Annotated in this window: 20 protein-coding genes; 9 read left to right on the top strand and 11 right to left on the bottom strand. The window is 71.0% G+C overall.

The features are described 5' to 3' along the window. Positions 1–22: 22 nt before the first annotated feature. Complete coding sequence (locus tag MRBLMI12_RS04800; RefSeq protein ID WP_363354334.1) at positions 23–1,507, bottom strand: lipase maturation factor family protein; 1,485 nt, start codon at positions 1,505–1,507, stop codon at positions 23–25. A 267-nt stretch (positions 1,508–1,774) separates the two neighbouring features. Between MRBLMI12_RS04800 and MRBLMI12_RS04795 the strand changes: the two genes are divergently transcribed. Then, on the top strand, positions 1,775–2,353 hold the full coding sequence (locus MRBLMI12_RS04795) for a hypothetical protein (RefSeq protein ID WP_363354332.1): 579 nt from the start codon (positions 1,775–1,777) through the stop codon (positions 2,351–2,353). Between the two features lie 46 nt (positions 2,354–2,399). Here the strand turns inward: MRBLMI12_RS04795 and MRBLMI12_RS04790 are convergent, their stop codons facing one another. Further along, entirely contained in the window at positions 2,400–4,478 is a 2,079-nt protein-coding gene (locus MRBLMI12_RS04790; RefSeq protein ID WP_363354330.1) for an NAD(+) synthase, read from the bottom strand. A gap of 156 nt (positions 4,479–4,634) precedes the next feature. Here MRBLMI12_RS04790 and MRBLMI12_RS04785 point away from each other — a divergent pair, with 156 nt between their 5' ends. The 4 genes from MRBLMI12_RS04785 to MRBLMI12_RS04770 all read left to right on the top strand — a co-directional run bounded on the left by MRBLMI12_RS04785 (position 4,635) and on the right by MRBLMI12_RS04770 (position 10,969). After that, positions 4,635–8,426 (top strand): AAA domain-containing protein, encoded by a 3,792-nt coding sequence (locus MRBLMI12_RS04785; RefSeq protein WP_363354328.1) that lies wholly within the window; start codon positions 4,635–4,637, stop codon positions 8,424–8,426. Positions 8,427–8,517: 91 nt separating this feature from the next. Next, positions 8,518–8,838 (top strand): DUF3467 domain-containing protein, encoded by a 321-nt coding sequence (locus tag MRBLMI12_RS04780; protein WP_308869475.1) that lies wholly within the window; start codon positions 8,518–8,520, stop codon positions 8,836–8,838. A gap of 275 nt (positions 8,839–9,113) precedes the next feature. Then, complete coding sequence (locus MRBLMI12_RS04775; RefSeq protein WP_363354326.1) at positions 9,114–9,677, top strand: hypothetical protein; 564 nt, start codon at positions 9,114–9,116, stop codon at positions 9,675–9,677. After that, on the top strand, positions 9,674–10,969 hold the full coding sequence (locus MRBLMI12_RS04770) for a type III PLP-dependent enzyme (RefSeq protein ID WP_363354324.1): 1,296 nt from the start codon (positions 9,674–9,676) through the stop codon (positions 10,967–10,969). Before MRBLMI12_RS04775 ends, MRBLMI12_RS04770 begins: the two co-directional genes overlap by 4 nt. 17 nt (positions 10,970–10,986) lie before the next feature. Here the strand turns inward: MRBLMI12_RS04770 and upp are convergent, their stop codons facing one another. Further along, entirely contained in the window at positions 10,987–11,619 is a 633-nt protein-coding gene (gene upp, locus MRBLMI12_RS04765) for a uracil phosphoribosyltransferase (protein WP_349428626.1), read from the bottom strand. Between the two features lie 99 nt (positions 11,620–11,718). Between upp and MRBLMI12_RS04760 the strand changes: the two genes are divergently transcribed. Together MRBLMI12_RS04760 and MRBLMI12_RS04755 are read left to right on the top strand one after the other, a co-directional pair. After that, positions 11,719–12,150 carry a nucleoside deaminase gene (locus MRBLMI12_RS04760; protein WP_349429027.1) on the top strand — a complete coding sequence of 144 codons (432 nt, stop codon included), beginning with the start codon at positions 11,719–11,721 and terminating at the stop codon, positions 12,148–12,150. 108 nt (positions 12,151–12,258) lie between these two features. Next, on the top strand, positions 12,259–12,969 hold the full coding sequence (locus MRBLMI12_RS04755; RefSeq protein ID WP_363354322.1) for a DUF2306 domain-containing protein: 711 nt from the start codon (positions 12,259–12,261) through the stop codon (positions 12,967–12,969). A 166-nt stretch (positions 12,970–13,135) separates the two neighbouring features. Here the strand turns inward: MRBLMI12_RS04755 and MRBLMI12_RS04750 are convergent, their stop codons facing one another. The 5 genes from MRBLMI12_RS04750 to MRBLMI12_RS04730 form a co-directional block, all read right to left on the bottom strand. After that, positions 13,136–14,059: an LLM class F420-dependent oxidoreductase gene (locus tag MRBLMI12_RS04750; protein ID WP_363355738.1), complete on the bottom strand. Its 924-nt coding sequence runs from the start codon at positions 14,057–14,059 to the stop codon at positions 13,136–13,138. A 90-nt stretch (positions 14,060–14,149) separates the two neighbouring features. Beyond that, on the bottom strand, positions 14,150–15,121 hold the full coding sequence (locus MRBLMI12_RS04745; RefSeq protein WP_363354320.1) for a cation diffusion facilitator family transporter: 972 nt from the start codon (positions 15,119–15,121) through the stop codon (positions 14,150–14,152). A 60-nt stretch (positions 15,122–15,181) separates the two neighbouring features. Continuing rightward, a complete protein-coding gene (locus MRBLMI12_RS04740; RefSeq protein ID WP_363354318.1) occupies positions 15,182–16,294 on the bottom strand; it encodes an alpha/beta hydrolase in 1,113 nt (370 codons plus the stop codon). 157 nt (positions 16,295–16,451) lie between these two features. Further along, a complete protein-coding gene (locus MRBLMI12_RS04735) occupies positions 16,452–17,126 on the bottom strand; it encodes an SRPBCC domain-containing protein (protein ID WP_363354316.1) in 675 nt (224 codons plus the stop codon). 1 nt (position 17,127) lies between these two features. Further along, positions 17,128–17,520: an ArsR/SmtB family transcription factor gene (locus MRBLMI12_RS04730; RefSeq protein WP_363355736.1), complete on the bottom strand. Its 393-nt coding sequence runs from the start codon at positions 17,518–17,520 to the stop codon at positions 17,128–17,130. A gap of 82 nt (positions 17,521–17,602) precedes the next feature. Between MRBLMI12_RS04730 and proC the strand changes: the two genes are divergently transcribed. After that, positions 17,603–18,445 (top strand): pyrroline-5-carboxylate reductase, encoded by an 843-nt coding sequence (gene proC / locus MRBLMI12_RS04725; protein ID WP_363354314.1) that lies wholly within the window; start codon positions 17,603–17,605, stop codon positions 18,443–18,445. 30 nt (positions 18,446–18,475) lie between these two features. Here proC and MRBLMI12_RS04720 read toward each other — a convergent pair whose 3' ends face one another. From MRBLMI12_RS04720 to MRBLMI12_RS04710, 3 genes are read right to left on the bottom strand one after another with little or no spacing between them, the layout of a single operon-like run. Continuing rightward, positions 18,476–18,868 carry a YybH family protein gene (locus MRBLMI12_RS04720; RefSeq protein WP_363354313.1) on the bottom strand — a complete coding sequence of 131 codons (393 nt, stop codon included), beginning with the start codon at positions 18,866–18,868 and terminating at the stop codon, positions 18,476–18,478. Positions 18,869–18,913: 45 nt separating this feature from the next. Beyond that, the gene (locus tag MRBLMI12_RS04715; RefSeq protein WP_404910237.1) at positions 18,914–19,573 is read right to left on the bottom strand and encodes a potassium channel family protein; all 660 of its coding nucleotides are present in this window, start codon (positions 19,571–19,573) and stop codon (positions 18,914–18,916) included. 4 nt (positions 19,574–19,577) lie between these two features. Next, the gene (locus MRBLMI12_RS04710) at positions 19,578–21,017 is read right to left on the bottom strand and encodes a TrkH family potassium uptake protein (protein WP_404910236.1); all 1,440 of its coding nucleotides are present in this window, start codon (positions 21,015–21,017) and stop codon (positions 19,578–19,580) included. Positions 21,018–21,082: 65 nt separating this feature from the next. On the opposite strand from MRBLMI12_RS04710, the gene MRBLMI12_RS04705 reads away from it, so the two are divergent. Further along, positions 21,083–21,493, top strand: a complete 411-nt coding sequence (locus MRBLMI12_RS04705) for an ArsR/SmtB family transcription factor (RefSeq protein ID WP_349428618.1) — start codon at positions 21,083–21,085, stop codon at positions 21,491–21,493. Positions 21,494–21,532 lie beyond the last annotated feature (39 nt).

The raw sequence follows: 21,532 nt of genomic DNA, 5'->3' as shown, positions 1-21,532 counted from the left end.
ACGCCGCGGCTCGGGGCCGCGCTCAACGGCGGAGCGACACCGGTCCCATGACCGGCCGCCGGCGGTCGCGCACCCACCGGGCGTGCGTCCGGCGGAACTCCTCGCGCGTCGTGAACCGGTAACGATACGACACCGCGCGCACCCACCGCGGGCGCTCGCCCGCGAACGGGTCGTTCGCGAGCAGGCGCAGGGTCGCGGCATCCGCTTCCAGCAGCCGCACCAGGAACGCGGTGAACCAGTCCTCGAGCGAGCGACCGAGCGGCAGGAACCACATCAGCCAGTCCAGGCGCAGATGGTACGGCGCGAACTGGCGGGGGATGCGGCGCACGTCGCCCGGCTTGCCCTTGAAGGCGTACTCGCGCCAGGTCGCGGCATCCGGATCCTCATCGGTCGTCCCCTCGACGACGATCTCGATGCGCTGCTTCGTCACCGTGCCGAAGGCGCCGTACGCGTTGGCGAGCTGCCAGCGGTTGAACGAGGCGTTCATGAGCTGCCGGTGGGCGAACAGGTTCTGCAGCGGCGACCAGCTGAGCACGAGATACAGCACGCCGACGGCGCACGTGACGACGAGCCAGTACACCGGGAGCCCGTCGAGGGTCCACGGGGGATCGGATGCCGCAGGCGCGTGCTCGGCGCCGATGCCCGGCAGCCCGATCGCCGAGAAGGCGAGCACGATCGTCATCCAGTTGAGCCAGGCGAAGTTGCCGGTCAGGACGAGCCATGTCTGCGTCGCGATCACGATCGCAGCGGCCACCGCGCCGATCATCGCGGGGACGGGGCCGGGGACGAACAGCCCGAGGAGCGGTGCGAACAGGAACCACGGCACGACGAGCTGCGAGAAGTGGTTGCCGAGCACCTCGCCACGATGGAACCAGGCCGGGAGCAGGTGCGCCTGGCGGCTCAGCGGGCCGGGCATCGGCTGGGTCTCGTGGTGGTACATCAGGGCCGTGAGGTCGCGCCACTCGCGGCCGCCGCGGATCTTGATCATGCCCGCGCCGAACTCGAGCCGGAACACCAGCCACCAGAACAGGACGATGACCACGGTGGGCGGCGGCTGCCGATCCGACCCGAGGAAGGCCGCGAGGAACCCGGCCTCGAGGAGCAGCATCTCCCACCCGAAGCCGTAGAAGGTCTGACCGATGCTCGTGATCGACATGTAGCCGAACCACAGACCGAGGAAGCAGAGCATCGGCACCCACGGGGGACCGAGCTGCGGGATGCCGATCACCAGAGCGGCCGCGACGACGACGCCCGTCACGCACAGCGCGACGAGCCGTCGGTCGCTGTAGCTCAGCCAGAGGAACAGCGTCGGACGCAGCAGTCGCCGTCCGCGCGTCGACGAACGCGCCCAGTCGAGGAGCTCGGGCGCGGGCAGCAGCCCGTGCTCGCCCAGCAGCGGGCGGAACTGGTTCAGCGTCGACACGAATGCGACGACGAACAGCGCGGCGACTCCCCGCTGCAGCACCTGGCGCGCGAACTCGAAGTCGACCGCGGCGAAGCCGTTCACGGCGCCGGCTCACCTCGCTCGACGACGTACCCGCAACCTGCGGGACCGAGCACAGCGGCGGGAGGTCCGTCGGGACCGCTGTCGACCACCACCGTGCGCCGGGCCATGGCCTCATCCTTTCCGCCGGCCGCCGGGATCGACAGGGGCTTGACGGCCGTTCGGAGCTTTTCGCACGGAGAGCAGCGCTGGGCGCGTGGCGATCTTCCTCGTCGCGCGCGACGGGGACAGGATGGAGGTGCGGACGGTCCGCGGAGAATGAGGTGGATCATGCAATCGGTGCTTCTCGAGACTCCGGCGGGTATCACGGCTCGGCTCGGCTGGGATCCGAAGCTGCCCGACCACGACCGCAAGCGCCTTCTCGCCAAGGAGATCGTCGCCGCCCGGCTCGGGGTCGATCCGAAGGACGTGCGCGTCGAGCGCGAAGCACCCCGCACGTTCGGGTTCCACACTCAGCTGTTCGCCGAGGTCGGCGGGGCGGAGCTGCCGCTGAAGATCCGCAACGTCAACTTCCGCGCCGCCACGGTCGTCGCCGTCACCGACCCCGAGGTGTCACTGGGGCTGGACCTGCGCGACGCGCATCCGGACGACGCCGAGATGCACCTGATGAAGCGCCACTCCCACCTGCTCGACGAGAACGACATGGGCAAGCTGATCGCGCACTGGACGCGCGTGCAGGCAGTTCGAGATGCCGACGGCCGCGGCGCGCGCGTCGCCGCCGACCACGTGCGGCTCGACAGCCCGCTGACGAAGGGCTGGATCCCCGACCGGAAGGTCTTCTACCGGCTGGCGGATCTCTCGCGCGACAGCTGGATCATCACGCTCGCCTACGCGCAGCCACCCGCCTGAGCGCACGACGGCGGATCGCGCCGTCGCGGTCGGAGATGCCGCCCGGTCAGTCCTCGACGAGCTCGGGGAGAGCCGCCCTGAGCTCGGCGAGCCACACGCGGGCGTTGCCGTCCGACGGTGCACGCCAGTCGCCGCGGGGCGACAGCGAGCCCGCCGGCGACACCTTCGGACCGTTGGGGATCGCGGAGCGCTTGAACTGCGCGAACGCGAAGTAGCGCTGGAGGAACACCTGAAGCCACTTCGCGACCGTGGGCAGGTCGTACGCGTAGCGGTCTTCGTCGGGGAAGCCGGGAGGCCAGGCGCCGGCATCCTTGTCGCCCCACGCGTGCGCGGCGAGGTACGCGATCTTCGACGGCCGGAAGCCGAATCGCAGCACGTGGTACAGCGTGAAGTCGTGCAGCGCGTAGGGGCCGATCCGGTCCTCGGTCGACTGCATCTTGCCGTCCTGGCCCGCGGGGACGAGCTCGGGCGAGATCTCGGTGTCGAGAACCGACTGCAGCACCTCCCGGGCGCGGTCGCTCAGCTCGGTGGAGCCGCCCTCGTCGCCTCGGTGCGAGATCACCCAGCGGATGATGTGCTGGATCAGCGTCTTCGGCACGCCGGTGTTGACGGCGTAGTGGCTCATGTGGTCGCCGACGCCGTACGTCGCCCAGCCGAGCGAGAGCTCCGACAGGTCGGACGTGCCGATGACCATGCCGCCGTGATGGTTCGCGAGGCGGAAGAGGTAGTCGGTGCGCAGGCCTGCCTGCACGTTCTCGAACGTGATGTCGTGCACCGGCTCGCCGTCGGCGAACGGGTGGTCCAGGCGCTCGAGCATCTCGATCGCGAGCGGGCGGATGTCGATGGTCTCGATCGACGCGCCGACCGACTCCGCGAGGGCGATGGCGTTCGACTTGGTGTGGTCGCTCGTCGCGAACCCCGGCATCGTGTAGGCGAGGATGTCGCCGCGCGGGCGGCCCATGAGGTCCATGGCCCGCGCCACCACGAGCAGGGCGTGGGTGGAGTCGAGCCCACCGCTGACGCCGATCACGGGCTTCGGGCCGCCGATCGCCCGCATGCGCTGGGCGAGGCCCGAGACCTGGATGTTGAACGCCTCGTAGCAGTCCTGTGCGAGGCGCGCGGGGTCGTCGGGCACGAACGGGAACCGGTCGAGGGTGCGGCGCAGCCCGACGTCGGTCTGCGGCGGGTCGAGCTGGAAGTGCACGGTGCGGAAGGCGGCATCCGCCTGCGTCGCCCGGCGGTTGTCGTCGAACGTGCCCTGGCGCAGGCGGTCCTGGCGCAGCCGGTCGAGGTCGACGTCGGCCACCGAGCGGCGCGGCCCGTCGGGGAAGCGCTCCGTCTCGACGAGCAGGTTGCCGCCCTCGTAGATCATCGTCTGGCCGTCCCACGAGACGTCGTTCGTCGATTCGCCGCTTCCGGCGGCCGCGTATGCGTAGGCGGCCAGGCAGCGCAGGGACTGCGACTGCACGAGGTCCTTGCGGTCCTCGGCGCGGGCGATGGTGATCGGGCTGCCGCTGAGGTTGAGCAGCACGGTCGCGCCGGCCAGCGCGGCGCTCGACGACGGCGGGATCGGCACCCAGACGTCTTCGCACACCTCGGCGTGCACGATGAGCCCGGGGACGTCGAGTGCCTCGAACAGCAGGTCGGGGCCGAACGGGGCCTCGAGCGCGCCGACGCGGATGTCCTGATCGCCCTGGTCGTCGCCCGGCGCGTACCAGCGCCGCTCGTAGAACTCGCGGTAGGTGGGCAGGTACGACTTCGGCGCGACGCCCAGCAGCTCGCCGCGGTGGATGACGACGGCGCAGTTGTAGAGGCGGTTGCGGTGGCGCAGCGGTGCACCCACGACGAGCACGGGGAGCAGATCCGCGGATGCCTCGACCAGCCGCTCGATCGCGGCGACCACGGCGTCGATCACCGGGTCCTGCATCACCAGGTCGTCGATGGCATAGCCGGTGAGGCAGAGCTCCGGGAAGACCGCGACGGCGACGGCGTCCGCGTCGCACTCGCGTGCTGTCTCGAGGACCGCGTCGGCATTGGCCGCGGGATCGGCGATCGAGACCGGGATCGTGCAGGCCGCGACGCGGGCGAACCCGTGTCGGTACGCGCTCTCGAAGGGCAGGCTCATGCGTTCCAGTCTGGCAGGTGGCCGCCCGATGGCCCGAGAACCAGCGGGGTGGTATGCGGCTCGCCTGTCACGATCGGTGGGGTCGGGCCGCCATTCGCGACAGCGGAGCGGGAGGTGTCGGATGCCGCGGCTAGGGTCGTGTGAGAAGGGCGGGGCATGCGATACATCGAGGACGAAGGCCGGATCGTCTGGAGTGCGAGTGATCTGAAGGCGGCCGCCGAATGCGAGTTCGCCTGGCTGCGCGCGATCGACGCGCGGCTCGGACGCGTCGCGGCGGTCGAAGAGCCCGAAGACCTCACTCTCGAGCGCGCAGGGCGTCTCGGCACCGTGCACGAGCGCCGTGTGCTCGACGAGTACGTCGCGCGGTACGGCGACCGGGTGGCCGTGATCCCCGAGACGAGATCGTCGGATGCCGCGGCCCTGGCCGATGCGGTCGCCCGCACGAACGCGGCGCTGGCCTCTGATGCCGAGGTCGTCTACCAGGCGGCGTTCGCCACCGATTCGTTCGTGGGGTTCGCCGACTTCCTGGTGCGCGACGACGCTGCCGGCAGCGGATCCGGCCGGCCATGGATCGTGCAGGACACGAAGCTCGCGCGGCACGCCCGCGTCACCGCACTGATGCAGCTCGCGGCCTACGTCGACCAGCTCGACCGCCTCGGGGTGCCCCGGTCCGGCCGTGTGCAGCTGCTGCTCGGCGACGGCAGCGTCAGCGAACACGAGGTCGACGACCTTCTCCCCGTCTTCGCACTGCGCCGCGAGCGCCTGGCCGCGTTGATCGCCGACCGGCGCCTCGAGCTCGGAGCGGCGGGGGAGCCGATCGCATGGGGCGACCCGCGCGGCGAGCTCGGCGTCGTCGCCTGCGGACGCTGCGCGACGTGCGACGCCGAGGTCGTGGCATCCCGTGACCTGCTCCTCGTCGCCGGCATGCGGCCGGTCCAGCGCGAACGGCTGCGCGCCGCCGGCATCCACACGATCGAGCAGCTCGCCGCCGCGCCGGCGGGGCCGACGGGGATGAATCCCGACGTGTTCGCCTCGCTGCGCACCCAGGCGCGCCTGCAGCTCGAGAGCCCGGCGGGAACGCCGCCGCTCGTGGCGCCGAAGGCCCACGTCGCGCGGCGCGACGTGACGGTGGTCGAGGCCGTGACGGTGGTCGACGCCGCGACCGTGGGCGACGCCGCGACGACCGCGCACGGCGCGGTGGGCGACGCCGCGACGACCGCGCACGGCGCGGCGGTCCACGGTGCGGTGGCCCAGATCACGGTCGCGACTCTCCTCGAAGAGCCCGGCGTCCGTGAGGCCCCGCTTCCGGTCGAGGCGCCGCCGATCCCGGTGTTCGAGGTGGTGGCGCCGCAGGCGCTGGGCGCGCTGCCGCGTCCCGACCACGGCGACCTCTTCTTCGACTTCGAGGGCGACCCGCTGCACACCGAGCCGCCGATGCCGGGGGAGCCCACCCAGTGGGGAATCGACTACCTGTTCGGCTGGGTCGACACCCGCGAGCAGTACACCGCGCTGTGGGCGCACTCCTTCGCCGACGAGAAGCGCGCGCTCGAGACGTTCCTCGACATCGTGAACCTGCGGCGGCAGCAGTTCCCGGGCATGCACATCTACCACTACGCGCCGTACGAGCCGACGCACCTGCTGGCTATGGCCGCACGGCACGGCGTGCGCGAGGCCGACGTCGACCGGCTGCTGCGCGACGGCGTCTTCGTCGACCTCTACCCGATCGTGCGCCGCGCGCTGCGCGTCGGATCGCGGTCGTACTCGATCAAGAAGCTCGAACCGCTCTACATGGGCGACGAGGTGCGCACGAGCGACGTGCAGAAGGGCGACGACTCCATCGTCCGCTACGTCGAGGCCCGTGCGCTGCAGGCCGACGGCGCAGCGGCCGAAGCCGCCCTCGTCTTCAACGACCTCGCCGACTACAACCGCTACGACTGCGTGTCGACGCGGCGCCTGCGCGACTGGCTCGTCGACCGCGCGCGCGAGGCCGCCCTCGTGCCGTCGCCCAACCCCGAGCCGGACGAGCGCGCGTACGAGCCGTCGGCCCGGGCGACCGTGCTCGACGCACTCGCGCGGGAGCACGCCGAGGACTCCGTCGCGGGCCGCACGCTGCGCCTGGCCGCGGCCGCGATCGACTACTACCCGCGCGAGGCGAAGTCGTTCTGGGCGACGCACTTCCTGCGTCTGCGCGAGCCGGTGTCGTTGTGGGACGAGACCCGCGATGTGGTCGCGATCGACCCCGCGCGCAGTCGCGTGCGCGAGGACTGGCATTTCCTCGAGAGCGGCCGAGGCGGGGAGCGGCGCGTCGTCGAGCTGCGCGGCGACCTTGCACCGGGCACCCGCCTCAGCGAGGGGACGAACCCGTTCGCCCTGTACGAGCTGCCCGCGCCGTACCCGTTCGACGCCTCGCCGCGGTGGATCCACTCCTACCGTTCGGTCACCGTCCTCGAGGTCCTCGACGACGGTGCCGTGATCGAGGAGACGGCGGTCGACGGCGTGACCTGGAACGAGCTGCCTCTCGCGCTCACACCTCAGGCGCCGCCCGCGGCGGGCAACCAGCAGGCCGCCATAGACGCGTGGGCGGATGCCGTCATCGACGCCGCGCCCGAGCTCCCGGCCGATCCTGCGACCGACATCCTGTGTCGCCGCCCGCCGCGCATGCTGCAGCCGCTGCTCGGAGCCGGGGTCGCACCGCGACCAGAGGGGAGCCCGCTCCCCGTCGCGGGCGAGGACGCCGTCGACGCGATCGCCCGCGCGGTGCGTGCGCTCGACCGCAGCTACCTCGCCGTGCAGGGCCCTCCCGGCACCGGCAAGACCTACGTCGGATCCCACGTCATCGCACGGCTCGTGCGGGACCACGGCTACAAGGTCGGCGTCGTCGCGCAGGGGCACGCGACGATCGAGCACCTGCTCGAGCGCGTGATCGCTGCCGGTGTGCCGGCCGCGCAGGTGGGCAAGGCCCCGAAGGATCCGGCTGCCGCGCACGGCTTCACCGTGCTGCCGAAGAACGGCGTCGCCGCGTTCACGGCCGAGCACGAGGCATCGGGGTTCGTCATCGGCGGCACGGCGTGGGACTTCAGTCACGAGGGCCGTGTTCCGCGCGGCAGCCTCGACCTGCTCGTCGTCGACGAGGCCGGGCAGTTCTCGCTCGCGTCGACGATCGCCGTGTCGCTCGCGGCGCCGCGACTGCTGCTGCTGGGCGACCCGCAGCAGCTGCCGCAGGTGAGTCAGGGCACCCACCCCGCACCCGTCGACACGTCGGCGCTCGGGTGGGTCATGGACGGCGCCGACGTCATCCCGACCGAGTACGGCTACTTCCTCGCAGAGACCCGGCGCATGCGACCGGAGGTCGCCGCGCCGGTCTCGACGCTGTCGTACCGTGGCGAGCTCGCGGCGCATCCGTCGACGGCGCTGCGCCGGATCGACGGCATCCGTCCCGGGCTGGTGCCGATCCCACTGCGCCATCACGGCAACGCGACGCAGTCCCTCGAAGAGGCCGCCGAGGTCGCCCGGCTGGTGACGGACCTCATCGGGCGGGAGTGGACGGATGCCGCCACCGACGACAGCGACGGCACATCGGCGCCGCTGCCGCCGCGACCGCTGGAACAGGGCGACCTCATCGTCGTCACCCCCTACAACGCCCAGCAGGTGGCCGTCGAGGCGGCCCTCGCCGCCGCGGGGTTCCCCGACGTGCCTGTCGGCACGGTGGACAAGTTCCAGGGCAAGGAGGCAGCTGTCGCCATCGTCTCCCTCGCGGCGTCGAGCGGCCGCGACGCGCCGCGCGGGCTCGAGTTCCTGCTGCTGCGCAACCGCCTGAACGTCGCGATCTCACGGGCGATGCACACCGCGTTCCTGGTGTACTCGCCCGGGCTCCTGGATGACCTGCCGTACACGCCGGAGGGGGTGGCCAGGCTCAGCGGGTTCGCGCGGCTCGTCGGTCGCGGCTGAGCGCCGCGTAGACTCGCGCACACGTCGCACACGACAGCCCGAGACTCTCACGCGGGCGACCGCGCGAGACGCCGCCCGAACAGGAGCCCGCATGGCCGACGACGCATCGCAGCAGTTCGAGATCGACCTCCCGCCGGAGCTCATCGGCGGCGCGTACGCCGACTTCGCCAACGTCTGGCATACGCCGACGGTGTTCGTGATGGACTTCCTCACCCTCGCACAGCCCCCGCGCGAGCAGGTGGACGCCGAGACCGGCCAGCGTCACACCGTCGTGCCGGCGCGCGTGGTGAGCCGCATCCGCATCCCGCCGGACCAGGTGTTCGAGCTGGCGAAGGCCCTCACCCAGCAGCTGGAGTTCTGGGAGCGCGAGACCGGACGCCGCAATCCGCAGGACCCGCCGCTGGGAGACTGAGTCCGAGTCCGGGTCCGAGTCCGGGTCCGAGTCCTGGTCAGAACCCGGGTTAGCGGCGGTCTCGGGCGCGAGTAGTCCGCCGCGCGCGGCATGTCAACCCCTTTGGGGTCTGAATCCGACCCCACGTAGCCTTGCCAGGCGCCAGAAGGCGTGCAGGCGCGACATCCGTTCGGCGAGGGGCGGGTGTCGCGCCGTCTCCACGTGCGGCGCCCTCGCGACCGCCCGGCCCGTATCATCGCCGACGCTTCCTCCTCTGTCAGACGGAGGGGGACGCCATGACCACGATCGACCGGCCGGCCGCGACGGCGGCGATCGCACCCGCGCGCACGGCGACCGATCCGGCAACGGCAGCCGGCGCGCCGCAGCCCCGTCGCGGGCTCCTGTTCTGGATCGTCCGCTACCTGCCCGCCGAGATCACCGGCACGGCGGTGATGGCGATCGCGGGCCTGCTCGCCACGCAGTGGACCGATGCGGCCCCGGTCATCGCCTTGGCCGCCCTTCTGGGCGAGATCGCCGGCTTCTATGCGGTGCTCGCGGCCACGATCTACCTCGAGCTCGTGCCGGTCACCGGGACGCGCCGCAAGGCCCTCGGCCAGACCGGCGTGCTCCTGATCGCCGAGTTCGGCGCGGCCGAGGTGCTCGACACCCTGCTCGTGCGACCGGCGGCACTCCTGCTGGGCGTCTGGCTCTTCCCCGATCCGCTGTGGGGCATGCTGGCCGGCAAGGTCGCCGCCGACATCGTCTTCTATGCGGTCGCCGCGGGCGCGTTCACCGTCACCGCCCGCACCGGACTGCGCGACGGGGGCCGGAATCGGCGCACGGAAGGGGCGGCGACATGAACCTCGACGCGCTGCGCCGGGAGCCGCGGACGGCTCCCGCCTTCGCCGACCGGCGGCGCGCGGAGGCATCCGCCGTGATGTCGTCGGTGGCGGCGCGGGCCGCCATCGCCCTGCACGGGACCCCGCTGCTGCTGCTGGATCCGCAGCGCGTCCGCACGCAGTATCGCCGACTTCGCGCCGCGCTCCCGTTCGTCGGCTTCCACTACGCGGTCAAGGCGCTCGCGCATGACGCAGTGCTCGACGTGCTCGACGACGCGGGCTGCGGATTCGACATCGCCACCGGCGAGGAGCTCGCGATGCTCACGCGCCGCGGCGTCGACGCCTCGCGGATGATCCACACGCATCCGATCAAGAAGCCCGCCGAGATCGCCGGCGCCCTGGCCGCGGGGGTGCGCACGTTCGTGGTCGACAACGAGGTCGAGATCGGCAAGTTCCGGGGCGCGCCCGCGGACACACGGCTGCTCGTCCGGCTGGCGTACCGCAGCCCGCATGCCAAGAGCGACCTGTCGAGCAAGTTCGGGGTCGGACCGTTCGAGGCCGCCCACCTGGTCGAGAGCGCCCTCGCCGCCGGGGTCACGGTCGCCGGCTTCAGCTATCACGTCGGCAGCCAGCTCGACGATCCCGCTCGGTTCGCGTCCGCCGCTGCCGACACCCTCGAGCTCATGGGCATCCTGGAGCGGCGCTGCAACGTGCAGTTCGACACGCTCGACATCGGTGGTGGGTTCCCGGCCTCGTACGACTCCGAGTCGGCAGCGATCGACGACATCGCGGCGCAGCTGCGACCGGTGCTCGCCCCGTACGCACGCCGACTCGACATCATCGCAGAGCCCGGCCGAGTGATGGTCGCCGATGCGATGACCCTCGTGACGAGCGTCGTCGGCATCGCCGAGCGCGGCGACGGGCGGTGGTACTACCTGGACGACGGCGTGTACGGGTCGTACTCGAACGTGCTGACGGAGGACGTGCATCCGCTGGTATTCGCCGCACGCGACCTCACGGCGACCGACCCCTGGAGCGGCCGGCTCTCCGCCGGCGCGAGCGCCGGTGACCACCGCTGGGCGACGCTGGCCGGACCCACCTGCGACTCTTCGGACGTCATCGCACGAGAGGTCCTGCTGCCCGAGCTGCGCGTCGGTGATCTGCTCGTGAGCCCCACAATGGGGGCGTACACCACCGTGACGGCGACGCGCTTCAACGGCCGCCCCTTCACTCCGGTGGCCGTGATGGGCAGGGGTGCGCCGAGAGTCGAGGCCGGCGAGACCGCCGACCTCCGCCGCGTGCCGATCGTCTGACGCGACGGACTCGCGGCTCAGACCGTGCCGTACAGCCGATCGCCGGCGTCGCCGAGTCCGGGCACGATGTAGCCCTTCTCGTTGAGGCGCTCGTCGAGCGCGCCGAGCACGAGGGTGACGTCGCGTCCTTCGACCTGCTTCTCGATGGCGGCGACGCCCTCGGGAGCCCCGAGGATGCAGATCGCCGTCACGTCCTGCGCGCCGCGCTGGAACAGGAACTCGATCGCGGCGCCGAGCGAGCCGCCGGTCGCCAGCATGGGATCGAGCACGAAGCACTGGCGGTCGCTCAGGTCGTCGGGCAGTCGCTCGGCGTAGGTCGACGGCTCGAGGGTCTCGTGGTCCCGGACCATGCCGAGGAAGCCCACCTCGGCGGTCGGGATGAGCTTGACCATGCCCTCGAGCATGCCGAGGCCGGCGCGCAGGATGGGCACGACGAGGGGTCGCGGCTCGTCGATGCGGACGCCGGTCGTCGTGGTGACGGGCGTCTGGATCTCGATGGGCGCCACGCGGACGTTACGCGTCGCCTCGTACGCGAGGAGGGTGACGAGCTCCTCGGTGAGCTGACGGAACACGGGGGACGAGGTGCGCTGGTCGCGCAGCACCGTGAGCTTGTGGGTGATGAGCGGGTGGTCGGCGACGTGCAGGCGCATAGAGACAGGTTAGTGCGTCGCCGCCCTCGAACCCGGGGCCGGTTCGATGCGGACGGCTACGCTCGTGCTGTGCAGCCCGCTTCCGCCGACCTCGCAGCGATGGATCGCGCGCTCGCGCTCGCCGCCGCGGCAGGCGAAGCGGGTGACGTGCCCGTCGGCGCGGTGGTGACGGATGCCGAGGGCAGAGTGATCGCCGAGGGCCGCAATCTCCGCGAGCTCGACCACGATCCGACCGCGCACGCCGAGGTGGTGGCGCTGCGCGCGGCGGCTGCGGCGCGCGGCTCGTGGAACCTCGAGGGCTGCACGCTCGTGGTCACCCTGGAGCCCTGCGTGATGTGCGCGGGCGCCGTGCTGCAGTCGCGCATCTCGCGACTGGTCTTCGGCGCGTGGGACGCGAAGGCCGGCGCCGCGGGCTCGGTGTACGACGTCGTCCGCGACCGGCGTCTGCCGTATCGTGCCGAGGTCGTCGCCGGGGTGCGCGAGGATGCGGCATCCGCTCTCCTGCGGGCCTTCTTCGACGTGCGCCGCTGAGTCGTCCTCGGGACCCTTCCGTGCATCAGAGAACCGGGGGTCAGCCCCCGTGGATCGGGGGGACAGCACCCTGCTGCGGCTCTCCCGCCCGGGCCTAGCGTGACGCACGTGACCCGCCTCATCGAACCCGTCCGCACCGGTACCGCCATCGCGCGGCCGGGCGGCATCCGTTCCCGGGTCGGCTGGACGTTCGTCCTGCTGACAGCGATCGCGATCGTCGCCTACGCCGCTGTGCCGTACTTCACCGCCTCGCTCGAGACGCTCGCCGCGAGCCCCGGGCTCGCCGCGGACTACGTCGGGAAGCCGCCGCTCATCCAGGCGGCGCTCTACGTGCACATCGCCGGCGGCGCGACGGCGCTCGCACTGGGGGCGCTGCAGTTCTGGCGCGGTCTGCGTGCCCGTGCACCGCGCGTGCACCGGTGGATCGGGCGCGTCTACCTCGTCGGCGTCGCCGTCGGCAGTCTCGGCGGTCTCGTGATCGCCCCGACGAGCAGCGCCGGCTTCGTCGGGTTCTTCGGCTTCACCACGCTGGCCGTGCTGTGGCTCGTCACCGGGTGGCGGGCGTACCGCGCGATCCGGCGCGGCGATGTGCCCACTCACCGGGCGTGGATGATCCGCAACTACGCCCTGACGTACTCTGCCGTGACGCTGCGGATCTGGCTGCCGCTGCTGGTGTTCGCCCCGCTGCTGTTCGGCCAGACGCCCGACTTCGAGAACGCCTACGCCGCAGTGCCGTTCATCGCCTGGCTGCCGAATCTCCTCGTCGCGGAGTGGCTCATCCGCCGCCGTGGGCTGCCGTCGTACCGCCTGCCCGTCTGAGGCTGCGAAGTGCCCCGCCCGGGCCGCCGGCATCCGTCGCCGATCCCATCTCGTTCACTTGCGCTATACGTACGTGAAATGGCGGTTTGCGTGTACGAACAGCGCAAGTGAACCGATTCAGCACGGCGGCGGAGCGCGCGTGACGTCGTTGGTGAGGCGCAGAGGGTCAGCGGGGCAGATCGGGCAGTATCTCGCCCAGATACTCGACGTGCGAGACGTCCTGCAGATCCAGCAGCTGGAAGTACACGCGCTCGATGCCGAACGACCGGTAGAACGCGATGCGCTCGCCGATCTCGGCGGCGTCGCCCACGATGTTCGTGCCGTCCCGCACATCGGTGAGCGTCTTTCCGATCCGCCCGGCGCGGCGGGCGACCTCGGCATCGTCGCGACCGGCGAAGGTCGACATCGCGATCGAGAGCCGCACGGTCGCAGGGTCGCGGCCGATCCGGTCGCAGGCGGCGCGCAGGTTGTCGATGCGCTCCTGGATCTGATGGTCCTCCGGGAAGCCGATGTTGTACTCGCGTGCGAAGCGGGCGACGAGGTCGGGGGTGCGCCGCGGACCGCCGCCGCCGATGATCACGGGGACGGACTGCTGCAGCGGTTTCGGCAGGCCGGGCGCCTCGACCAGCTCGTAGTTCGTTCCGCTGAAGCTGTAGGTCTCGCCGTCGCGCGTTGCCCACAGGCCGGTCACGATCTCGAGCTGCTCCTCGAGGAGGTCGAACCGCTTGGCCGGGAACGGGATGCCGTAGGCCCGGTGCTCGCGCTCGAACCACCCGGCTCCGAGTCCGAGCTCGACGCGTCCGCCCGACATCGCGTCGACCTGGGCGACCTGGATCGCCAGTGAGCCGGGGTGACGGAAAGTGACGGGGGAGACCAGGGTGCCGATGCGGATCCGGGACGTCTCGCGGGACAGCCCCGCCAGCGTCGTCCAGGCGTCGGTCGGTCCCGGCAGGCCGTCGCCCATCCCGCTCAGGTAGTGGTCCGACCGGAAGTATCCGGTGAAGCCGAGGCGCTCGGCGGTCTGGGCGTAGGCGAGCTCGTCGTCGTAGGTGGCACCGAGGTGGGGCTCGGTGAAGATGCAGTATTCGATGATCGTTCCCTGTGTGTGTCTCGCGGTCGCACGTCAGGTCGACGCGGTCCGACGACCTCTGGGGGCTGAGGCTGAAGGAGCGCCGGAGACTCAGTCGGCCGACTTGATGACGAACTCGGATGTCGGCGGCGCGGGGTCCTCGCCGGGGCGATAGATGTCGGGCTCCACGTAGATCACCCGCGCCGCGGGCACGGCGGCGCGCACACGCACCTCGACGCGGTCGATGTCGGCGGCGACGTGCGCGAGCGGCGCGTCGGCGGCGACCCCGATCTTCGCGGCGACGAGGAGCTCGTCGGGGCCGAGGTAGAGCGTCTTGAGGTGGATGAGCTTCTCGACCTCGGGTCCGGCGGTGATGGCGGCGACGATGCGCTGGTGATCCGCCTCCGTGGCGCCCTCGCCGACGAGCAGGCTCTTCGTCTCGATGCCGAGGACGATCGCGATCACGATGAGCAGCGTGCCGATCATGAGCGTGCCGAGGGCGTCGAAGACCGGGTTGCCGGTGATCACGGTGAGGCCGACGCCGAAGAGCGCGAACACCAGGCCGATGAGCGCGCCGACGTCTTCGAGCAGGACGACGGGGAGCTCCGGCGCCTTCGCGTGGCGGACGAACGACACCCACGACTGACCGCGGCCGCGCACGTGGTTGCTCTCACGGACGGCGGTGCGCAGCGAGAACGACTCGAGGCCGATCGCGACGACCAGCACGACGATGGGCAGCCACCACCACTGCTCGTCCAGCCCGTGCGGGTGGGTGAGCTTCTCGACGCCCTCGTAGATCGCGAACAGACCGCCGACCGAGAACAGGATGATCGACACGACGAACGCGTAGACGTATCGCTCGCGTCCGTAGCCGAAGGGGTGATCGCGGTCGGCCATCTTCTTGGCCTTGCGCCCGCCGAGCATCAGCAGCAGCTGGTTGCCCGAGTCGGCGACCGAGTGGATCGCCTCGGCGAGCATCGAGGCGGAGCCCGAAAGGAACCAGGCGATGAACTTCGCCAGGGCGATGCCCATGTTCGCCAGGAACGCCGCGAGGATCGCCTTGCCGCCGCCGGAAGCACTCATGCCGACGAGTCTACGGATGCCGGGCCCGCGGCTCGCGCGCCGGACGCGCGTCCGGCGCGGTCAGTCGGACGAGCGCAGGATGATGGCCTCGGTCGGGGGCGCGGGATCGTGACGGTGTCCGACGTAGCCGATGATCTCGAGCAGTGCGTGACGGAACTCCGCCAGCTGCTCGAGGTGGGGCGTGTGGCCGACGCCCTCGAGATTCCGCTCGGTCACCTGGCCGCCGGCATCCGCGTACCGCGTGAGCACGTCGCGCGTCTGCGAGACCATCGGCTGCGGCGGAGCGACCTCGTCGCCGGGCCAGTCCGGCACGATGCCGAGCTTGCCGAGGTTGTTGTAGTCGTAGAGCGAGGCGTCCGAGATGATCGGGTCGAGCACGCCGTGGATCCACAGGATCGCCGGCTTCACAGGCATGTCGACGATGGCCGACACATCGAAATGCCCCGGCGTCATCGTGTTGACCACGCCGATACCGCCCGCGGCGAAGCCCGGCCAGCTGGGGCTCGTCACGGAATCGCCCGGGTAGTTGCCTGTGGCGGTCGACGTCGTGAGCATCGAATCGACCCACACGTCCTCATGGGGGCTCTCGTACCCCGCCGCGACGAAGCCGGATCGGAAGACGCTGCGCGGCGAGGTCGCTGCGTCGTCCGTCGTGTCGTGGTCGATCAGGCGCTGCACGAAGTCGGGGTTCACCGTCCCTCCACCGCAGCCCGCGTCGTCGTCGGTGAGACGCGTCCCATCGCGACGGGTTCCTCCGAAGCCGTATGGCGAGATCGGAGCTTCCAGGGTGAGGCTCAGCACGGGGTGCTCGAGCGCGTACTGCATGATGACGCCGGCGCCCATGGACCAGCCGACGAGATGGGCGGTAGGGATGCCGAGCGCACTCAGCGTCGCGGCCACATCGTCGCTGAAGTCGCGCACCCCGCGCGTCGCGTCGATCGGCGCGTGCTCGGTGCCGCCGAACCCCCGCAGGTCGATCGCGATCACCCGCAGGTCCGTGGGGAGGTCGAGCATCAGCTCCTGCCAGAACAGTGCCGACGAGAGGTTGCCGTGGATCAGCACCACGGTGCGCTCCGGCGGCGTGGCGGGATCGTCGCCCTCGCGCTCGAGCACGTTGACGGTGAGTCCGGGCGTCTCCACGCTGCGCGCGGTGATGCCGTCGAAGAGCGTCATGTCGGAAGCCTCCCACGTCGTGCGGGGGCTCCTGCGTCCCCGCACTTCCGAGGATAGACCGGCCCGAGAGGCTGTGAACCGACTCTCGCGTCGGCGGCGGCGGAGGCGGCGGCGGCGTCATCCGTCCGCCCCCCGGCGTACGGATGACGCTCGGCGCTCACTCCTCGGCTGCGGCGGTGGTCGGCTCCCCGGTGTAGAACGCGTACGTGTTGTCGGCGGCCCGTGCGGCGACCGCGGGGTCGGCGCCGTCGGCTGCGTGAGCGGCTCCCCAGGCGTCTGCGGCGCCGCGGTAGAACGCCCTGCCCTCGTCGGTGAACGCCCATGCCTCGGCTTCTTCGGGCGAGGGGCCGTCGCCTGCGGTCAGGTGCAGGCCGAGGCCCAGCAGGCCGCCGTCCCAGCCGACGCCCGTCGCACCGGGGCCGTAGACGTCCCAGAACTCCGCGGGCACATCGTCGGTGCGGGCGACGTGCTCGAGTTCGAACCTTGTCTCGGCGTCGCCCTCGGCCGTCAACCGCACGGTGAGCCAGGTCACGCCGCCGCCGTACTCCCAGGTCGCCGTGAAACGGGCCGAGCCGTCTGCAGGAGGCGCGCACTCCTGGATCTCGCCGCCGGCGTTGCCCTCGATCTGATACCGGCCGCCGAGCCGGAGATCGCCCGTGATCGGCTGGAACCATCGCGCGATCCGCGCCGCGCTGGTGACGGCGTCCCACACATCGTCGATGGGGGACGGATACGTCTGCGCGAGCGTCTGGACGCGCGCCGGGTAGCCGTCGATCTCTGCGCTCGCGATCTCGCGGGTCACCGCGTCGAGCTGGTTCTGTACGTCGACCATGTCATTCCTCCTGGGGGTCGGTCGTGTCGGATTCGTCGCTCGCGGCATCCGGTTCCTGCTCGGCGGCGAGCCGGCGCTGGCGGCGTCCTCGGGCGAGCTCGGTGCCGAGGGCGTCGAGGTGCGGCTGCCAGAAGCGCCGGAACGGGTCGAACCACGCGGCGGCGTTCTCGAGCGGCTCGGGAGCGATGGCGTACAGCCTCCGCACGCCGTCGGGACGCACCGTCGCGAATCCCGACTCCCGCAGCACGCGCAGGTGCTGCGAGACGGCGGGCTGCGAGATGCCGAACTCGCGCTGCACGTCCTCGCCGATCTCGCCGGCGCTGCGCTCGCCCTCCGCCAGGAGTTCGAGGATGCGCCGGCGAACCGGATCGCCGAGGATGTCGAGCGCGTGCACGATGTCCATACTTGCTCGTGCGCTTATATAAGTCAAGTGTTAAGTCCGAGAGCGCTGTGCTCAGCGCTCGTAGGATGACGCCATGCCTGCTGACCTCACCGCCCTTCCGCCCATCGCGATCCTCGGCGCCGGCTCGATGGGCGGCGCGATCGCGCGCGGCCTCTCTCGCTCCGGCCTCGCCGGCGGGGGAGTGACGACCACGAACCGTTCGCGCGCGAAGGCCGCCGAGCTCGACGGGCTCGACGGCGTGACCAGCGTCGCGCTGGAGGCGCACCCGACCGCGAACACGGATGCCGCAGCCGCCGCCGACGTCGTGCTCGTGGGAGTGAAGCCCCCGATGGTCCCCGATCTGCTGCGGGAGATCGCCCCGTCGCTGCGGCCGGGCGCCATCGTCGTGAGCCTCGCCGCGGGGGTCACGATCGCGACGTTCGAGCAGCTCCTCGGCGGCGTCGCAGTGCTGCGCTCGATGCCGAACACGCCCGCCCTCGTGGGGCGCGGCGTCACCGGGCTCGCGGCAGGGTCGCAGGCAGACGCCGATGCGGTCGCCACGGTCCGGCGGCTCTTCGAGACCGTCGGCGCCGTCGTCGAGGTGCCCGAGGCGCAGATCGACGCGCTGTCGACGATCTCGGGTTCGGGTCCCGCCTACTTCTTCCTCCTCGTGGAGGAGTTCACCAAGGCCGCAGTCGGCAAGGGTTTCTCGCCGGCGGAGTCGCAGCTGCTGGCGGAGCAGACGTTCATCGGCGCCGCCGCGCTGCTCGAGGCCTCCGAAGACGACCCGGCGGAGCTCCGCCGACGCGTCACGAGCCCGAAGGGCACCACGGAGCGGGCCGTCGCCGTGCTGCAGGACGCGAAGCTCGACGAGGTGTTCGCCCGGGCGACGGACGCGGCGCTCGCGCGCGCGAAGGAACTCGCCCAGGGCGGTTGAGCGTGCACCGGGCACGCGATCCGCGGCGGGTCAGTCTCGAGGCTGCTTCATGTACCACTCGGTGAACGCGCGGGCCCGCCCTTCCTCGTCGAGGTCGATCACCCACAGGTTGCGGTAGACGCGGCCGTCGGGCAGCTCGTCGTCAGGGGCGTAGACCGTGCGGCCGTCCACGAACACGCGGTCGCCGTCGACGCCCGCGATCTCCCACTCGAACTCGTACGTGCCGGGCTCGTCGCGCGCCTCGAGCCAGCCGGCGATGATGGCGTCGGCCCCGGCCCACGGTTCACCCCAGGGCTGGGTGAAGTACACGGCATCGTCGGTGAAGAGGGCCCGGATGTCGTCGGGCTCATTCGTCTTCCATGCGTTCTCGTACGCGTCGACCCATCGCCGGGCCGCGGCATCCGTCGTGTTCCGCTCTGTCATGCCGCGAGTATGCCGCGGGGCGGGGACATCCGACAGAGGGCCGCGTCAGCGCTCGAGCGAGGCGAAGCGCTCGATGTCGGAGTTGGTGCCCGAGACGATGATCAGGTCGTGGTTGGTGACCACGGTGTTCGCCTCGGCGTAGCGGAAGGGCTTGCCCGGGCTCTTCACGCCCACCACGGTGACGTTGTACTTGGTGCGCACGCCGGACTCGTTGAGGCCGACGCCGCGGATGAACTTCGGCGGGTACAGCTTGGCGAGGGCGAAGTCGTCGTCGAAGCGGATGAAGTCGAGCATGCGGCCGCTGACCAGATGGGCGACGCGCTCACCGGCCTCGCGCTCGGGGTAGATGACGTGGTTCGCCCCGACGCGGGCGAGGATCTTGCCGTGCGACTGCGACACCGCCTTCGCCCAGATCTGCGGCACCTTGAGGTCGACCAGGTTCGCGGTGATGAGCACCGACGCCTCGATCGACGAGCCGACGGCGACGACGGCGACCTGGAAGTCCTGCGCACCGATCTGCTTGAGCGCGTCGATGTTGCGGGCGTCGGCCTGCACCGTGTGCGTGACGCGCTCCGACCACTTCTGCACGAGATCGAGACTGTCGTCGATCGCGAGCACCTCGCGATCGAGCCGATCGAGCTCACCCGCGCACGCGGCGCCGAAGCGCCCCAGTCCGATCACGAGAACGGGCGCGTCGCCCCTCATCCGCTCAACCAACGATGGGCCTTTCCACGGGCAGCGAGTAGAGCTGCGAACGGGATGTCGCGGCCACGGCCGCGGCGAGAGTCACTGTACCAATGCGGCCCATGAAGATCGTCAGGGCCATCACATAGACGGCCGGATCCGACAGCTCGGCCGTCAGGCCGGTGGAGAGGCCCACGGTCCCGAAGGCCGAGATGACGTCGAACAGGACGTCCGACACCTGCTCCTGCGAGATCTGGGAGATCACGATCGTGGAGAGTGCGACGATCGTCGCCCCCCACGCGACCACGGAGAGGGCGACGCGCTGCACGTCGCTCGGGATGCGCCGGCCGAACGCCTGAACCGACGGGCGACCCTTGGCCTCGGAGAACACGGCCAGTGCGAGCACGGCGAGCGTCGTCACCTTGATGCCGCCCGCCGTCGAAGCCGAGCCGCCGCCGACGAACATGAGCATGCAGCCGACGATGAGTGACGAGCCGTGGAGCTCGCCGATGTCGACGACGGCGAAGCCGCCGGACCTGGTCATCGCCGACAGGAAGAATGCCTGGAACGTGGTGTCCCAGGCATCCATCGACCCGAAGGTCTTCGGGTTGTTGTACTCGAGCGCGAGGAAGGCCGCCGCGCCGGCGAAGAACAAGAGCACCGTGGTGATCATCGTGAGCTTCGTGTGCAGCGGCCAGCGGCGGACGTCCCACACGTGCTTCCACAGGGCGTAGATGACGGGGAAGCCGATGCTGCCGAGGAACACGCCGACCATCAGCACCGTCAGCAGGAAGTAGTCGTCGGCGAACGGCTCCAGTCCGCCCGGATTGGGCGTGAAGCCCGTGTTGGTGAACGCCATCGCCGCGTAGAACGGGGCCTCCCAGAGGGCCTCCAGCGGCCGGATGCCGGCGAGCAGGAGCGACGGATACAGGGCGATCGCGACGAGCGCCTCGATGAGGAGGGTCGAGAGTGCGACCGTGCGCAGCAGCTGGCCGACCTCGCCGAGGCGGACCGTCTGGCTCTCGTTGACGGGTCCGGCGTGGGCGCGCATGGGATTGGTGTCGCTCGCGGCGATGAGCTTCGCCCGCAGCCCGAGGCGCTTCGAGATCACGAGGCCGAGGATCGACGCCAGGGTGAGGACGCCCATCCCGCCGATGTTCACGCCGATGAAGATGATGACCTTGCCCAGTGGCGAGAACGTGGATGCGATGTCGACCGTGGACAGGCCGGTGACGCAGATGGTCGAGACCGCGGTGAACACCGCGTCGGCGAGCGGCAGCCGGCGGCCGTCCGCGGACGCGGCGGGCAGAGACAGCAGCGCCGTGAAGACCAGGATCAGCGACACGAACACCAGCACCGCGAATCGCGCGGGCGAGGTGGTGGTCAGATTGCGCAGCTGATCCCACAGCCGTCGCAGCATCGACGGGATGCGCCGCACGAGCGACCCGGCCGGGTCCGTCGTCATGCGTCGCCCCCTTCTCCAAGACCCCAGTCATGGTACTCCGCGGGGCTCCCGACTAATCTGAGCACATGGCGGACATCTTCGACGTGATCGCGGACGGAACACGTCGCGACATCCTGCGACTGCTGCTCGATCGATCATCCGCCGGAGAGCGCGGCACCAGCGTGTCGCACATCGTCACAGAGCTCGGCGCCAGCCAGCCGACGGTCTCGAAGCACCTCAAGGTGCTGCGCGAGGCGCACCTGGTCTCGGTGCGCGAGGAGGGGCAGCATCGCTACTACAGCCTCTCGGCCGCACCGCTGGACGAGGTCGACGACTGGCTCGTGCCGTTCCTCGACGGCGACGGCGGCGAGGCCGGCGAAGGGGTGGCCGTGGCGCTGCCCGACTCGGCCGCCCATGCGGCCGAAGTCGTCGGACGAGCCGCCGCCTCGGCCAAGCACGCTCTCGAGAACGCCTTCAAGCGCCTCCCCGGCCGCTGAGTCGTCGTCCGGTCGTTGAGCGAGGAGCGCAGCGACGAG

This window comes from Microbacterium sp. LMI12-1-1.1 (assembly GCF_040676455.1).
Classification (GTDB): Bacteria; Actinomycetota; Actinomycetes; order Actinomycetales; family Microbacteriaceae; genus Microbacterium.
The sequence above is the reverse complement of the archived record's forward strand: the minus strand, read 5'-3'. Positions and strand labels throughout refer to the sequence as shown.

What these genes read in the sequence shown, in the direction of transcription:
- MRBLMI12_RS04710 (WP_404910236.1), bottom strand. Translation starts at nt 21,017, where the DNA reads ATGACGACGGACCCGGCCGGGTCGCTCGTGCGGCGCATCCCGTCGATG.
- MRBLMI12_RS04780 (WP_308869475.1), top strand. Translation starts at nt 8,518, where the DNA reads ATGGCCGACGACGCATCGCAGCAGTTCGAGATCGACCTCCCGCCGGAG.
- MRBLMI12_RS04735 (WP_363354316.1), bottom strand. Translation starts at nt 17,126, where the DNA reads ATGGTCGACGTACAGAACCAGCTCGACGCGGTGACCCGCGAGATCGCG.
- MRBLMI12_RS04775 (WP_363354326.1), top strand. Translation starts at nt 9,114, where the DNA reads ATGACCACGATCGACCGGCCGGCCGCGACGGCGGCGATCGCACCCGCG.
- MRBLMI12_RS04705 (WP_349428618.1), top strand. Translation starts at nt 21,083, where the DNA reads ATGGCGGACATCTTCGACGTGATCGCGGACGGAACACGTCGCGACATC.
- upp (WP_349428626.1), bottom strand. Translation starts at nt 11,619, where the DNA reads ATGCGCCTGCACGTCGCCGACCACCCGCTCATCACCCACAAGCTCACG.
- MRBLMI12_RS04795 (WP_363354332.1), top strand. Translation starts at nt 1,775, where the DNA reads ATGCAATCGGTGCTTCTCGAGACTCCGGCGGGTATCACGGCTCGGCTC.
- proC (WP_363354314.1), top strand. Translation starts at nt 17,603, where the DNA reads ATGCCTGCTGACCTCACCGCCCTTCCGCCCATCGCGATCCTCGGCGCC.
- MRBLMI12_RS04740 (WP_363354318.1), bottom strand. Translation starts at nt 16,294, where the DNA reads ATGACGCTCTTCGACGGCATCACCGCGCGCAGCGTGGAGACGCCCGGA.
- MRBLMI12_RS04790 (WP_363354330.1), bottom strand. Translation starts at nt 4,478, where the DNA reads ATGAGCCTGCCCTTCGAGAGCGCGTACCGACACGGGTTCGCCCGCGTC.
- MRBLMI12_RS04715 (WP_404910237.1), bottom strand. Translation starts at nt 19,573, where the DNA reads ATGAGGGGCGACGCGCCCGTTCTCGTGATCGGACTGGGGCGCTTCGGC.
- MRBLMI12_RS04785 (WP_363354328.1), top strand. Translation starts at nt 4,635, where the DNA reads ATGCGATACATCGAGGACGAAGGCCGGATCGTCTGGAGTGCGAGTGAT.
- MRBLMI12_RS04760 (WP_349429027.1), top strand. Translation starts at nt 11,719, where the DNA reads ATGGATCGCGCGCTCGCGCTCGCCGCCGCGGCAGGCGAAGCGGGTGAC.
- MRBLMI12_RS04770 (WP_363354324.1), top strand. Translation starts at nt 9,674, where the DNA reads ATGAACCTCGACGCGCTGCGCCGGGAGCCGCGGACGGCTCCCGCCTTC.
- MRBLMI12_RS04720 (WP_363354313.1), bottom strand. Translation starts at nt 18,868, where the DNA reads ATGACAGAGCGGAACACGACGGATGCCGCGGCCCGGCGATGGGTCGAC.
- MRBLMI12_RS04745 (WP_363354320.1), bottom strand. Translation starts at nt 15,121, where the DNA reads ATGAGTGCTTCCGGCGGCGGCAAGGCGATCCTCGCGGCGTTCCTGGCG.